The organism is Treponema sp. OMZ 840 (genome assembly GCF_050937815.1).
Taxonomy (GTDB): domain Bacteria; phylum Spirochaetota; class Spirochaetia; order Treponematales; family Treponemataceae; genus Treponema_C.
The window spans coordinates 177,020-190,610 of sequence record NZ_JACDIJ010000001.1 but is presented as its reverse complement, the minus strand read 5'-3'; the positions used below and the strand labels follow the sequence as shown (position 1 = coordinate 190,610).

Below are 13,591 nucleotides of genomic sequence, written 5' to 3'. Positions count from 1 at the left end.
TCAATGATAATCCTCCCATTTTAGTGCTTCAGGATGATTGCAGGGTACGGTCGGAAAAATGGAAATATTATTGTGATGATTGCGCTGATTTTCCGGCGGCGGTTCCATATAGTTTTTAAATTCACAGCGTAAAAAATTATGATAATCATGCGGTACGGGCGCCGGAAAGTCTTCAAAGTTCAACCTTTTCAGCGGGAAAATCCATTTATCGGGAAAATGAAAGTGCCATGAAGCAGGTAAATCGTATGCCCAACAGTTTTTTGCTCCCAGTAAGCTCAGCAATTTTATTATATATGAAAGTCCGGTATAATTTATAACATAATACAAAAGCCGGGCAGCTATGCGCTTAATACGTTTTTTTGTACTTATGCCTTTGTAAAACGGAGGGGGAGTATAGGGGGGGATCAGCATACGAATACGGGAAAATAATCTTCTGCCGGCAGGAAATTTTTTCACCGGAAAAATATCGATGTAAATACTGTTAAACATTTTATCGGCATCAAAACCTTCATCAAGGCGTTTGGAAAAACGGTCGCGTAATTTTAAAAAATTAAAAGAAACGGTATCGTGATACACATCGTACGGGAACTCGCTTTGAGGAAGATTTTTATATTTTTCATAATCTTCAAGGGGCATGCATACATCAAGATCGTCATCCCAAGGAATAAAGCCTTTGTGCCGTACCGCTCCCAATAAAGTGCCGCCGTCAAGCCAATAGGTAAGGCCGTGTTTTGTGCATATGGCATCGAAAATTTTAAGCAGGCGTAGCATTACAAGCTGAGCTTGGCGCAAAGGGTCCGTAGAATCAAGACGATTGTCGGGAAAGGGGGATACAAAAAGGCTGCTTTTTTTATTCATAGTTTCGGTCAATTCCATAATAAATATACACAGGAAACATCATCCGAAATATAGTAATCGCGGAGTCCGTTTGCTGAAAGTACGGGAAGCATTTCATATAAAACATCAAAATTAATATTAATTGTTGATCTTATGGCTGAAAAAGATGAGTCCGGTTTTAGTAATATTTTCATGGCGGTTTTTATATGTGAAAGAAAATTATTATTCACTCGTTTACCAAGTTCCAGCTTTACGAAACCGTACTTTTGTGTATCTAAAACCGTTTCCGCCGATTTCCAAAAGTCAAGAATACTTTTTTCCAGATAAACTGTTTTCGGGTTGTTATTCCGTATTTCTTTTAAGATAGGTCTATCTTTTTCCGTAAGAATTATCCCCCAATCATTTTTTTTAACAGGATTTAATTTATTATCCCATGCATATTTTAACGTATTTATCGTGACAGTTTGCGGTCGTTTACAATTTGCTTCGCTTACGGGGTGCCACTGATGATAGAGTTTAAAAGTATTCGGAAGCCATTCCTGTGTGTAGCCGATTTTTTTTAATCTGTCGGGAAAATCCAAATCTTCAGGTCCCCAATAAACAATACGCTCATCATAACCGCCTATTTCTTCAAATGCCGCTTTTGCGATAAATTGAAAACCTCCCGAGTTTCCGTGGCCTGCATAACCGGCTTTTTTTTTGTCACCGTTTTTAGGCAGCCAATAAGTTTCCATATGATACATTGTTTTGTCTTTATAATTGTCAATGCAGTATTGAAAGGGATTCCCTTCATAAATCATATCGGCGTCTGATGTTACAATAAAAGGCGTATTTGCCGTTTTTGCACCGTAATTTAACGCTCTGCACTTATTCCACGGCAAACCTTCGGCATACATATGAGTATATTCCAAATTAAGCTTGTTACAAAGTGCGGAATATTGTTTTGCATAAAACTCATCCGAACCGTAATCGATAATATGAAAGGCGGGAGCCGCGCCAGCACTGCGTATCGAGGCAATTTGTTTTTCCATACGTAGGGTATCTCTATTGCGGATAGTTATAATGACGGTTATTTTATTGTGCATGTAATCACCTATAGATAATTTTTTTCAGTTTTGTAAATAAAGAGCGGGGGACAAGAGTCTTTATAAAGTTTTTACCGATACGAGAATAATTGATTTTTCCCGTTCGGTACTTTTCCGCGTTACGTATTAATTCCTGCAAAATGGGACGCAATGCTTCATCGGAAAAATATTTCAATATAAGCAAATATGAATCTTCTACAGCAACGGGTTCTGTATGTTGTTGGATAAACCAATGTACGGCATTTTCAGCCAACATTTTCTCTGTGAAGGCAACAATAGGAAGATATTGCCGATTGTACCGGGTAAAGTATTTTTCAAGTTCTACACAAACTTTTTTCATTGAAGAAAAGTATGTTTCATTTGTTTGTACCGTATTCTGTCGTGTTGAAATCCCCTGTCCGGTATTGTAATTATACAGTGCTTGATTACAAATATGATAATCATCCGTAAAAGAAGCTATGATACTTGATAAAAATACATCTTCCGCCGGAGTGCAATAAAAAGGAGTGACGGTAGAAAACGCTTGTTTTATGATTGTTGCTTTATACGCTTTATTCCATATTGTTACCCCGGCCGAAATAGGCGGAACAAACATTGCTTCCAATCTATTTTTTGTAACTTTTTGCGGATATTGAATTATATTATCCGGTATACGAGTATAGGCAAATTCCAATACATCACAAGGATGCTCTTCAAGATTTTTTGCCAATATTTCACAGGCTTTTTTTTCGAAACTGTCATCTCCATCCATAAATAAAATATAATCTCCAGAGGCTTGTTTTGTTCCGACCAGCCTTGTATGCAATAAGCCTAAATTTTTTTTATTGTTTATAACGGTCATCTTATCAGATGGTCCAAGTGAAACTATTTGGGCTGCACTGCAATCCGTAGAAGCATCATTGACAATAATTATTTCAATATTGTCATATGTTTGATTTAGAAGACTTTGAATATTTTGTTTGATACAGTTTTCCAAATTATATACAGGCACTATTATTGAAAATCGAATATTATTTTTTTTCATCAGCTCTAAATACCCCTATTTACTGAATCTACATAATAATAAAATTAATAATCGCCTTTAGAATCTCATAAAGATAATAAAAAGGAAAAAAAGTTGCATATACACCGAACTTAATAAGAAAACGGAAACAAAGTGCGGGTGTTTTTTTTTCTCGCTTAAACCACTGCATTGTTTTTACTATAGCTGCATCCAAAGCACAGCGGATTAATTTGCGCTTAAAATATAAAAATCGTAATTTTAAAGATATATGCTTTTTTATGCGCATAGTATCGGCTTCATGTTGAAGGTCGTGAAACATAAAATCGACTGTCTTGCGAGAATTCATTTCATTAAAATTGTACTTAGAATAATCAAAACAAAAGGGAGTTAATTCTTGTTCAATTTTTTTTATATCATCATTATAGAAATTATATTTTGTCCATAATCGAGTATTTACGCAACTTTTTTGCGGATTAAAAAACTTTAAAGGAGTTTTATGTTTTTCGGGAGAAATACCTATAAATTGTATAATTTTGTTTTTAGCATTTTCATAGTCATATATTAAATCTTCTAATTGAATATATATTACATTATTTGAAGTATCGGTTAGCCGTTCACTTCGTGTTGATTTAAACCATGTAATAAATGTATCGATATTATCGAGGGGAATATACCTTGAGCCCCAAAAGAATTTACTTGCAATATATAAGTCGCGCGGATCTCTGTCTATAATGATTGTTCTGATCCAGTCAAAATATCGTGAATATAATCTATGAGAAATTGGAGGTAAAAGTTGATCCAATGCAAGATAGTCGGCATTACCATACGGCAATTGGGCAAAAAGTTTATATAAGTATTTTTTTGTTACAGAAATAAATGTTTCTCTCGCATTTGTATAATATTGTGTTACATAGGGGAGATATTGACGCTGCCAGTTATCCGGCTCATATAGTGATTGTTTTTTTTCATTATGCAGATTTTTTTTATATACTTCTTCAAAATACATAACGGAAAAATCTCTGCGAGCGTTTTCTTTAAGAGAAAGGGTTTCTTCTTCGTATGCTCTATGCCAGCCTCCTTTCCATGTACAATCTACCAATTCTTGAATATACTCAGTCATAATCGGCTGGAAGGTGTTCTTAAAATGAGAACGATATCCATAGTTCTTATTTAACCTTGAAATTAAATCTAAAAAGCGCTTTATCGCCAAGTCGGCTTTGAGTCTATGTGGTTCAACTTCCAATGCATAAGCTAAATCCGCAATACCGTCAGGTTCATGTAAAAAGGTGCATTCAAAGTTATTGCAGGGAACACTTATTGAATCGAATTCTTTTAAAAAGTCCGTACCTGCCGAACTGCCCGAATTGCCGTAGCCGGTACAGGTTATAATTTTAATGTTTTCGCTCATATAGTCCTTCTATCGTAGAATAGATATAATTTCTGCACATTGCCAAAAAATTATCTTTAAAACTCCATATATTTTATGTATAATTTTTTTATTGTATTGTGTATATTTTATAGCCGCAAATTTCTTTTTGCATGCGGTATTAGTGAATGCATACAGTAATTTATTTTCCTGCTTTTTTTCTATCCATAAAGTAACCTTATTCGATACAAAGTCAAAATTGTGCCGTACCGGAAAGATATCCCATAAAATATTTTTATGTAATGTATCTAAGTCGAGGCTCTCATTGTGCATGGCTTTTTTTTCCAGACCTGTTATAAGAATTTGAAGATATTGATACATAACAGTATTTCTGTTTTGTTTCGTATATGCATTTTTAGTTTTTAATAAATTAACCAGTTGTTCAAAATATATATTTTGTATTTTAAAATAATTTTCATGCGGCTTTCGAGTCAATCGAGAGGTATCGTTATGGTCTGTACATATATAGAGAGTATCCCGTATTACAACGGGTGAATTCATATAACGATAATAGTGAAGATTAAACAGTCCGTCTTCTGCAATACTAAAATCCGAATTAAAACCGATTTTATGTTCATCTATAACAGTTTTTTTATATAACTTATTGACAGGAGACCTTAATAAATTTTTATCCAATAGGGATCCAAAATTTTTGTAAAAATCTTCCAAGTTGGATATCGGACTATCTGAGTAATCATCTGATAAGTGATTTCCATTGCTGTCTATATTATAGAACCCGCATATCACAAGATCCGCATCATTCTTTTTTTGTTCGTTCAAAAGAATTTCGCAGGCATTTTGTTTTATCATATCGTCGCTGTCTACAAATTGTATAAAATCGCCTTTTGCGTGTTGTATACCGGTATTACGTGCCGTACTTACTCCGCTGTTCGGAATACTTATAACAGTAATTCTCTTATCATTTTGTGCATATTCTTTACAAATATCAAACGAATTATCGGTTGAACCGTCGTCTACAAGAATAATATCCAAATGCGGATATGATTGATTTATTATACTTGTAATACAAGCCGGTAAAAAAGTACTGCGGTTATAAATGGGTACAATTAATGAAATGATGTTATTATTCTTTTTTATTTGCATAATTTTTTCCAATTGTTTTTATTTTTCTGTATAAAAACAATAAGCCGTAGGGAATAAAAAATTTAACTGCTTTTTTTATAAAAATTCTTATACGAGAGGGGGGCGGGGGAATAAAGCCGTATTTGATTTGTATTTCATTAAATTCTATGGTTGAAACCTCGGAGCCCCCCATTCCTCCAACCGGGAAATTTGCTAGAGGTAAGAATAAAAACGAAATATTTATATTTTTTTTGTAAAAGGCTTTTATACAAAAATCGTAATCTGCTGCAAATTGATAACGTTCATCATATAAGCTATATTTGTCATGTAGATTCTTTTTATATATAAGACCTTGATGACACATTGTTGCCATACATAAATTTTCCGGCAACCTCATTTCTAATTGTATTTTTTCTCCATTACTCCAAAAGTTCAAAAAAAATAGCAGTAAATCCGGTTGTTCAGCTTTTAATTTTTCGACAATACTTGAAAGCGCATTAGGTTCAAGCCAATCACCGGAATTGAGTATGTATACATAAGTACCCCGTGCCTGTCTGATTCCCTTATTCATCGCATTGTAAATTCCGGTATCCGGTTCACTGATCCAATAAGAAATTTTATTTGCATATTTGCTGCTCAAAAATTCATTTATAACGGTATGACTTTCATCCGTAGATGCTCCATCAATAATAAGGTATTCAAAATCGGTACAATCCTGAGTTACAACACTTTTTATCGTTTTACGAAGACCTAAAGCATTGTTACGGTTTATTGTTATGATTGAGAGGAGAGGGCAAGAAACAGATTCTACATTAATTTGCATTTTTTTTATATAACCCCTTTTCCGTAATTTTGTCATCGAAGAGAACGAATAAATCATGCATTTTATTATAGATCCAGTCTACTGCAGTAGAACTAAATTTTATATTTTTTTTAAACTGTTCATATGCACTTGCATTAGTATGTAAAAATTTTATTTGTTCAATCACATCTTCCGGATTATCGGGATCAAATAAAATGAGTGCCGCCGGATTGATTACTTCCGGTTCAGGCGGTCTGTCTCCTCCCCAATAAATAGGGATACAGTCGGCTAATAAAGCATCAAATATTTTTTCGGTTACATAACCTTGAAACGAATCATTTTCGGGACAGATATTAAATTTAAATTGCCTTAGGTATTCTTGTTTATTATCATTAAATAGAGTTTTTAAAGTCGGATCATTATATGCAAACCTTCCTGCACACATCACAGGTTCTATCATATTTATTTTTTCAAGCATTTTTGTACGAATATTTGTCTTGTCATGACTTGCAATAAGCGCGCAAAATTGTGTTTTTTTATAATTACGAGCATTATACTCATCAATTAATTTTGCAATCTTATCTTTATTTTTAGTTGGAGAAATAAACCGTAATAGCCAATAAGGAAAACGAATATAATTCTTGTCCGTTAAATAATCAAAGCCAAGAGAAATATCGGCACAGGAGATGCAATTATCCTTATAATATTGCGTAGCAGGTACAACTAAAGAGTGTACACATTCACCCGTACTGAAAACAGTTAATTTATTAGGAACTTTTTTAATTTTTTCCCGTACTTTTAATCCCCCAAAAACTTCATAAAACCTGATATGCGGTCTGTATATTGAAGGTCTTATTTGTGTTTCGTTAAAAGGCAGGAAGTTTTTGTAATAATAATGTTGAATATGTTGGAAACCTTTATTCGAAAGACCGTAAACAAAATATCGTAATCGCCGATCAAATAAAGATATATACCATTCTTTAATCCATGAAAATAAATCAAAACATAATATACTACATCCTCTGACTTTTTTTAATATATTCGAAATGCTATACATCACATATTTTCCCTTCCTCATCTCTGATTGTATTTTTCCATAATATATTTCAAACATTAAAAAAACACCATAAGTCAGTCTTTTCTTTTTTTAATTATTTAATGATGACGGGAACTAGATTATCGCTACAATCTTTAGTTACAACGCTTTCTATTGTTTTACGAAAACCTGCGGCATTGTTACGGTTGGTGGTGATTATCTAAAAAAGACTTCTTCTTTACAAGATGCTTAATTTTTATATATATTTTAGGAAATATCCTTTTTAATATTCTTTTTAATCTGTTAATTAAATAAAAAATACAGTCTCGAATTCTATCTTTAAGAAGCTTGTCTTTTTTGAAATCTCCCGGTTGGTGTATAATAGGGATTGTCCAATTTTTTCCGTATAATGTTTCTAAAATCTTTATATAATCTTTTGGGATTTGAAAATCATTTTCCAAAAAAGAAATCATAGTTGTTTCATCAATCCATTTACAAGGTATGTAAGAGCCTAATAAGTTATAACATTTCTTTTGTTTTTCAAAATATGCGATATATACATCTATATATACACTTTTCCGTCTAAACGAATAAACAGTTGTAAAAGAATGTAAAGATTTTGTAGTTTCATATCTTATAAAACTAAAACCGTATTCATTTAATATTGGTATGATGTTTTGTAATGATGTTTCATCATTTGTTACTACATCTATATCAATGTCATGTTTAATGAAGTTTGTTTCTCTTATGACACCTAATAATGTGCCATAGTAAAGTAAAAAAAATAAGTTTTGAGTATCGGCGGCTTTTTTAAATAACAGTAAATTTTCTTTTGCATCTGCTAAATTTAAAGGAACGGCCGTTTCATACGTTAGAACCTCCGGATTATAATCAAAGATTTTGTTGTTTATTACAATTTTTGTCATAGTTTCCATCTATATTTTCTTTCGCTCAAAGGCATCAATTAAAGAGTATGCACTTGCATTATACACTGCAACACCCACGTGTTGAGCATAAGTCTTTAATTCCCAATAATTTCTTAAAACCTTCGCATCAGCCTCCAGTTCTTCATGTAATTTACGCGGAATTTTTCCATCAACATCACCATACACAGGTCGTTTAACTTCTCCATAAAAATGTTTATCTATTGTATATAGCTCATTTGTTGTTTGATCGACACTCACTTGTTCTGTCCAAGAGGTATCGGCTCCTAATAGATATATCGCATCATATTTTAATTTAATTCCCAGCCATAAGCAGGTATTCAAAACAGTTTGAGCTGGCGGTGCTATAAGATTTTCATCCAGATTTTGAAAGTATGTATAATTTGTTTTTGAAACATCTTTTGTATTATAAAAATAAAAAGTGATAAACTTATTCATTTTTAGACTTTGATATAAATACCCGTCTCGAGCAAAATCCGGTACAATAAAATCAATATGCCAATTTATTTTTTTTTGGAATTCAGTTACAATTTCCTGTGTTTGCTCTTTTAATACATTTGATAAAGTTTCTAATCCAATAAGATTATTTGGATCGGCAATCATATATTTGGTAGGTTTAAGTGTCACAAAAAAATCTGTAGTAACAAAAGTATTTACACAGATTATATCTTTTTCCTTAAAAAAATCGGTTCCATTTGCAAATGTTGTGTTAAGCGAAGGACCGTTACCGAGTATAAACAATGTATTTGAGTTTTTTTGTATTGTGTGTACGGTACTGAGATAAGAGTCGTCTTTCTTGTTGTTAAGAAAAAAATGTCTTATTTTTAAGATTATCGGGGGAATAAATAATTTAATTATTTGTCGCAGGTTCATAAATTAACGGCTCTCCTCTTTTATATTCCTTATCCGATTTAGTTCCCAACAATTCTGGAAGATATTTCGGACTGCATCCATCGCCTGGTCTTATTGAGCGTATATTTTCTTCGGTAAAAATTTCTCCTTTTTGTATATCCTTGACGGCAAATAAAGAACGCGAGAATTTTCTGCTTTTTTTACTCAATTCCGAAAGTTCATACGAAACACATCCCAGACACTTTTCCGTTTCACGTATTCTTTTTACCATAACAGCAAACTCTTCGACTTCCATAGAAAATGCGGCGTCAGGCCCCCCTATGGAGCGGTCAATAATAAAATGTTTTTCAATAACTTTTGCTCCTAAAGCAACAGCCGCACAGGCACAAACATCTCCAAGCGTGTGGTCGGATAACCCAACTTTACAGTTAAATTTTGTAATCATATCCGGTATAGTTAATAAATTAGCTTCTTTAAGCGGAGCGGGGTAGGAAGACGTACATTTTAATAGGGTAATATCGTTGTTCCCTGTTTTTTTACAAGCGCTTACTGCTTCCTCAATTTCCTGCAATGTTGCTATTCCTGTAGAAATAATCATCGGCTTATGCATTGAGGCAGCATATTCAATCAAGGGAATATCCGTAATTTCAAACGAAGCTATTTTATATATGGGGTTGTTAAGCGTTTCGAGAAAATCTACCGCCGTTTTATCAAAGGGAGTTGAAAAAAGAGGAATACCAAGTTCTGCTGCATGATTGAATAATTCTTTATGCCATTCCCATGGGGTATATGCCTGTTGATAAAGCTCATATAATGTCTTACCATCCCATAGTGAACCATGATTTATCTGAAAATGTTCATTATCACAGTCTAAGGTCATAGTGTCGGCCGTATAGGTTTGAATTTTCACCGCATCGGCACCGGCTTTTTTTGCCGCTTCTATTGTTTTAAAAGCTATTTCTTTTTTGTGATTGTGATTAGCCGAAAGTTCGGCAATTATAAATGTGTTCATATCTATATTAGTGAATTAAAAAAAAAACTAAATTGTTCTAAATTAATGACATTCACTCGTCCAAGCAAAGGAGTGTCAAACAATGTTCCTAGATATTTATCAAGAATAAAATTATTTTTAAGCATTGATGATAATCTGCAGTTTTCAGATATTGAACTATAAAATGATTGTATAAAAAATAATCCAGATATTTTTTTACTATTGTTATGATTAATTTTACTACTTAGATATTCCAATTTTTTAGAATAGTATTGATTATTTTGAGAAAAGGAGACCCATGCAGGCATAATAATTGCTAGATTTTCTCCATGAGTTCCGATACTATATTCGGATAAAGAATGTTCTACCTGATGAGCGACCCAATCCATTGTTCTACCATTAGAAAAAATATAACTTAATGCCATTGATGTCAGTAACATATATTCCATTTGTTCATTAATTGTGAATAGCTTTTTCTGATATAATTCAAATAGGTTTACAACTCTTTGCAAGCAGGCAATAATCATATCATCAATAAATGTCAATTCAATTGCAAAAAATTGTTCCAGTAAATGGGAAAAGACATCTGAGAAAGATGAGTACATTTGTTTTTTTGTCAATGTTTCCATATAGGTTGGATCACAAATTGAAAAACTCGGGTAGGCATTCATACTTCTTTTTGCTATTTTTTTATTTTTTATATTATCATAATACACATATGAATTATTTGATTCTGAAGAGGACGCAGGATGCGTTAACACTACACCAAATTCAATATTATTAAATTCAGATTTTATTGTTTTAGCAATATCTATAATTGTTCCACCTCCAACGGCGATTATAAAATTTATCTTTTTATTTAACAAAAAATCATTTATATATTCAATATTTTCACGAGAAGCCTTACCATCAATTATTTTATATTCATAATAATTAATATTCTGCTTATGACATATTGTTTCTATGATTTTTAATATACCTAATTTTTCCGCCGAATATTTTCCCGCAAGAACACATAGCCTTGTAATAGATTTATCACTCAATTCATTTTCAATCTGAGAAATAGTATTGATGCCGAAAATATATTTTGTAGGAAAAGAAAAATAGAAATTATTTATCATATGCTTTATATATTCCATTTATGCATTCAGACAGGCAATGAAGACCAAAATCAATATCCTCTTGTGTTATTAAATAATCAGGTAAAAATCTTAGTACACGCCCTCTATCCGTTCCCTGTATAATAATACCATTCTCTAAAAGTTCCTGTGCCAAAACATTGTATATAACTCTGGAATCAACTCCATGAATCTCCTTTAAATTTACACCTAACATAAGTCCTTGTCCACGTGGATTTAATAAATACTTATTTTTTTCAGTCAAGCGCTGTAATGCTTTAAGAAAATACTTCCCTTTTTGTTTTACTTTTGTGAGGATTTTGCGTTTAGTTATAAAATCAATACCTGCCAATACTATGTTCGCAGCAAAAGCATCATTTTGATGTGAACTATAATGTGTCATACTAAAATCCATGTATTTTATCAGCTCACCATTAAACAGAGCTAATGAAACAGGATAACCTAATCCAACACCTTTTGCAGTGGCAACCATGTCTGGAATAACATCATACTTTTGATATGCAAACCACTCTCCCAATCTGCAAAATCCTGTTTGGCATTCATCAAATATGAGCAATACTTTATACTTTGTACATATACATCGTAACTCATGAAGAAAATATTCAGATAAGAATATCATCCCCCCCACAGAAACGACTGGTTCAACTACTATAGCAGCTATTTCATTTTCTTGTAAGAGTCTATCTGTTCTAAACAAAATATTATCAATACATCTTTTGGAAAAAACTCTATTTGCTACAGGAATTGTATACACATTTGATACCGTAGGGGTTGCATATTTACCTGCAAAGGTAATGGATTGAGCCCCTAAACTTAATCCGTGATATCCACAATCAAAACATACAATACCATTTTTTTTTGTAATATGTTTTGCATATCTTAAACAAAATTCAATAACTTCAGCACCGGTACTTAAGAAAATAGAATAAGCATTCAAGCTACCACTGAGTGTATTAATAAGAAGACTAGCATTTATAACAGCTTCGGATAATAGTCCAGTTGATGTATGTAACAAGTTTAAGTTAGCTTTATTAATTTTTTTCTCTAAATTTACATTACTGTGTCCCAATATTGTACAAAATTGACCGGAATTAAAATCAAGATACTTTTTCCCTGATGTATCAAAAAGATAACTTCCCTTACCTGATTGCATTATAATTTCAGGATATGACATTACAGGAATTAAACAATGATTCATAAGCTGCCTCGTGTATCAAATTCTAAGAGGAATTTATCTTTTAAACTATATAGAGCCTCTACAGAATCTGCTTCTAAAATAAAAAAGCCTCTGTCTATAATTGATTTCCCGTCAATAATCGGCCCGAGAAAATCATTCTTTTTTATATTGCATTTATAGGAAACAAGCGGATATTTGGAAAACAAGTAGTTTTCATCAGGTATTGATGTAACATATAAATTCTCAAAATTAAAGAAATGAATAATCATCGGTTTAATTTTTTCGGTAATAAAACACGAATCGGAGATAGAATTATTTTCAGCATATTTTATGTACTCATTAACTATATCAATTCCTGTACATTTTATAGTAAAAAGGTTATGTAAATTATGGCCTGAAGGTCTTGGAGACAGCTCAATAATAAACCAATTCTTTTGCATATCATATACCAAATCTGCATGAAATAAAGCATTTTTTATATTCAACACTGATATAACTTCAGTAAGAAACGATGTGGCAGAATTATATATCTCCATACTATTTGCCTGTTTCGGCATCCCAATATAACCTACACATTGACAAATAGGAGGAGATGTATTTATTTTTTTTCTCAAAATCGTAACTGCAACTTTTCCATTAATAATTGCCCCATCAACACCATACTCTTGGCCTATCACACAATCTTCAATAACAAAATCTTCCCTCAAAGGGCTGTATGATGAAATAATAGCAGTAAGTTGTTTTTGATCTGATATCATTTTTACAGCTCGACTCCCCGATCCAAAACGCGGCTTCAATATAGCAGGGTATTTTTTCGACATAATCTTATGTAGATTAGTATTCTGAATAAGAGCGCAAGAGATATTTCTCAATTTTTTCTTATTTAATACTTTGTGGAAAATATATTTATCAGTGCATATATCTGCATTTTTTTCCGTTATGCCAACAAGCTTATATCTGTCATTCATTTTCCCTACAGAAACAAGTGTTCTTCCAATTGGAACAGGTAAAATAAGATTGGGAATACGACCATTAAGTTCTTTTACTATTGCATCTGTATCATTTATATCCAAAGTATAACATTTATCTGCGTAAGAAAACCCACACGCATTTGGATTCTGATCAAATGCCCATACTGTATATCCGCTTTGTTTTGCAACATTAATTGCATAAACAGATTCAGAACTTGAACCTATAACTAATGCCAACTTCATTC

General features: G+C 32.4%; 13 protein-coding genes. All 13 read right to left on the bottom strand.

Going from position 1 to position 13,591, the window contains the following annotated elements:
- Entirely contained in the window at window positions 1-876 is an 876-nt protein-coding gene (locus H0R92_RS00955; protein WP_432960237.1) for a LicD family protein, read from the bottom strand.
- Window positions 867-1,868, bottom strand: coding sequence for a glycosyltransferase (locus H0R92_RS00950; RefSeq protein ID WP_432960235.1), 1,002 nt, complete (start codon window positions 1,866-1,868; stop codon window positions 867-869). Before H0R92_RS00950 ends, H0R92_RS00955 begins: the two co-directional genes overlap by 10 nt.
- Before the next feature lie 58 nt (window positions 1,869-1,926).
- Window positions 1,927-2,946, bottom strand: coding sequence for a glycosyltransferase family 2 protein (locus H0R92_RS00945; RefSeq protein ID WP_432960233.1), 1,020 nt, complete (start codon window positions 2,944-2,946; stop codon window positions 1,927-1,929).
- 28 nt (window positions 2,947-2,974) lie between these two features.
- A complete protein-coding gene (locus H0R92_RS00940; RefSeq protein WP_432960231.1) occupies window positions 2,975-4,333 on the bottom strand; it encodes a hypothetical protein in 1,359 nt (452 codons plus the stop codon).
- A 9-nt stretch (window positions 4,334-4,342) separates the two neighbouring features.
- On the bottom strand, window positions 4,343-5,455 hold the full coding sequence (locus H0R92_RS00935; protein ID WP_432960229.1) for a glycosyltransferase family 2 protein: 1,113 nt from the start codon (window positions 5,453-5,455) through the stop codon (window positions 4,343-4,345).
- Window positions 5,436-6,257 (bottom strand): glycosyltransferase family 2 protein, encoded by an 822-nt coding sequence (locus H0R92_RS00930; RefSeq protein WP_432960227.1) that lies wholly within the window; start codon window positions 6,255-6,257, stop codon window positions 5,436-5,438. Before H0R92_RS00930 ends, H0R92_RS00935 begins: the two co-directional genes overlap by 20 nt.
- On the bottom strand, window positions 6,247-7,350 hold the full coding sequence (locus H0R92_RS00925) for a glycosyltransferase family 10 domain-containing protein (RefSeq protein WP_432960225.1): 1,104 nt from the start codon (window positions 7,348-7,350) through the stop codon (window positions 6,247-6,249). Before H0R92_RS00925 ends, H0R92_RS00930 begins: the two co-directional genes overlap by 11 nt.
- A gap of 122 nt (window positions 7,351-7,472) precedes the next feature.
- Window positions 7,473-8,198 (bottom strand): hypothetical protein, encoded by a 726-nt coding sequence (locus H0R92_RS00920; protein ID WP_432960223.1) that lies wholly within the window; start codon window positions 8,196-8,198, stop codon window positions 7,473-7,475.
- A gap of 9 nt (window positions 8,199-8,207) precedes the next feature.
- A complete protein-coding gene (locus H0R92_RS00915) occupies window positions 8,208-9,089 on the bottom strand; it encodes a hypothetical protein (RefSeq protein ID WP_432960221.1) in 882 nt (293 codons plus the stop codon).
- Complete coding sequence (gene pseI / locus H0R92_RS00910; protein WP_432960219.1) at window positions 9,067-10,080, bottom strand: pseudaminic acid synthase; 1,014 nt, start codon at window positions 10,078-10,080, stop codon at window positions 9,067-9,069. Before pseI ends, H0R92_RS00915 begins: the two co-directional genes overlap by 23 nt.
- 2 nt (window positions 10,081-10,082) lie before the next feature.
- Complete coding sequence (locus tag H0R92_RS00905) at window positions 10,083-11,180, bottom strand: iron-containing alcohol dehydrogenase (protein ID WP_432960217.1); 1,098 nt, start codon at window positions 11,178-11,180, stop codon at window positions 10,083-10,085.
- A complete protein-coding gene (locus H0R92_RS00900; RefSeq protein WP_432960215.1) occupies window positions 11,170-12,396 on the bottom strand; it encodes an aspartate aminotransferase family protein in 1,227 nt (408 codons plus the stop codon). The genes H0R92_RS00905 and H0R92_RS00900 overlap by 11 nt, the downstream gene beginning before the upstream one ends.
- Window positions 12,393-13,589 (bottom strand): ATP-grasp domain-containing protein, encoded by a 1,197-nt coding sequence (locus tag H0R92_RS00895; protein WP_432960213.1) that lies wholly within the window; start codon window positions 13,587-13,589, stop codon window positions 12,393-12,395. Before H0R92_RS00895 ends, H0R92_RS00900 begins: the two co-directional genes overlap by 4 nt.
- Between the last annotated feature and the right edge of the window lie 2 nt (window positions 13,590-13,591).

Bases quoted from the DNA above. Each gene is read 5' to 3' on its own strand.
- H0R92_RS00925 (WP_432960225.1), bottom strand. From the start codon at position 7,350: ATGTTTGAAATATATTATGGAAAAATACAATCAGAGATGAGGAAGGGA.
- H0R92_RS00920 (WP_432960223.1), bottom strand. From the start codon at position 8,198: ATGACAAAAATTGTAATAAACAACAAAATCTTTGATTATAATCCGGAG.
- H0R92_RS00950 (WP_432960235.1), bottom strand. From the start codon at position 1,868: ATGGAAAAACAAATTGCCTCGATACGCAGTGCTGGCGCGGCTCCCGCC.
- pseI (WP_432960219.1), bottom strand. From the start codon at position 10,080: ATGAACACATTTATAATTGCCGAACTTTCGGCTAATCACAATCACAAA.
- H0R92_RS00930 (WP_432960227.1), bottom strand. From the start codon at position 6,257: ATGCAAATTAATGTAGAATCTGTTTCTTGCCCTCTCCTCTCAATCATA.
- H0R92_RS00900 (WP_432960215.1), bottom strand. From the start codon at position 12,396: ATGAATCATTGTTTAATTCCTGTAATGTCATATCCTGAAATTATAATG.
- H0R92_RS00940 (WP_432960231.1), bottom strand. From the start codon at position 4,333: ATGAGCGAAAACATTAAAATTATAACCTGTACCGGCTACGGCAATTCG.
- H0R92_RS00945 (WP_432960233.1), bottom strand. From the start codon at position 2,946: ATGAAAAAAAATAATATTCGATTTTCAATAATAGTGCCTGTATATAAT.
- H0R92_RS00895 (WP_432960213.1), bottom strand. From the start codon at position 13,589: ATGAAGTTGGCATTAGTTATAGGTTCAAGTTCTGAATCTGTTTATGCA.
- H0R92_RS00935 (WP_432960229.1), bottom strand. From the start codon at position 5,455: ATGCAAATAAAAAAGAATAATAACATCATTTCATTAATTGTACCCATT.
- H0R92_RS00905 (WP_432960217.1), bottom strand. From the start codon at position 11,180: ATGATAAATAATTTCTATTTTTCTTTTCCTACAAAATATATTTTCGGC.
- H0R92_RS00915 (WP_432960221.1), bottom strand. From the start codon at position 9,089: ATGAACCTGCGACAAATAATTAAATTATTTATTCCCCCGATAATCTTA.
- H0R92_RS00955 (WP_432960237.1), bottom strand. From the start codon at position 876: ATGGAATTGACCGAAACTATGAATAAAAAAAGCAGCCTTTTTGTATCC.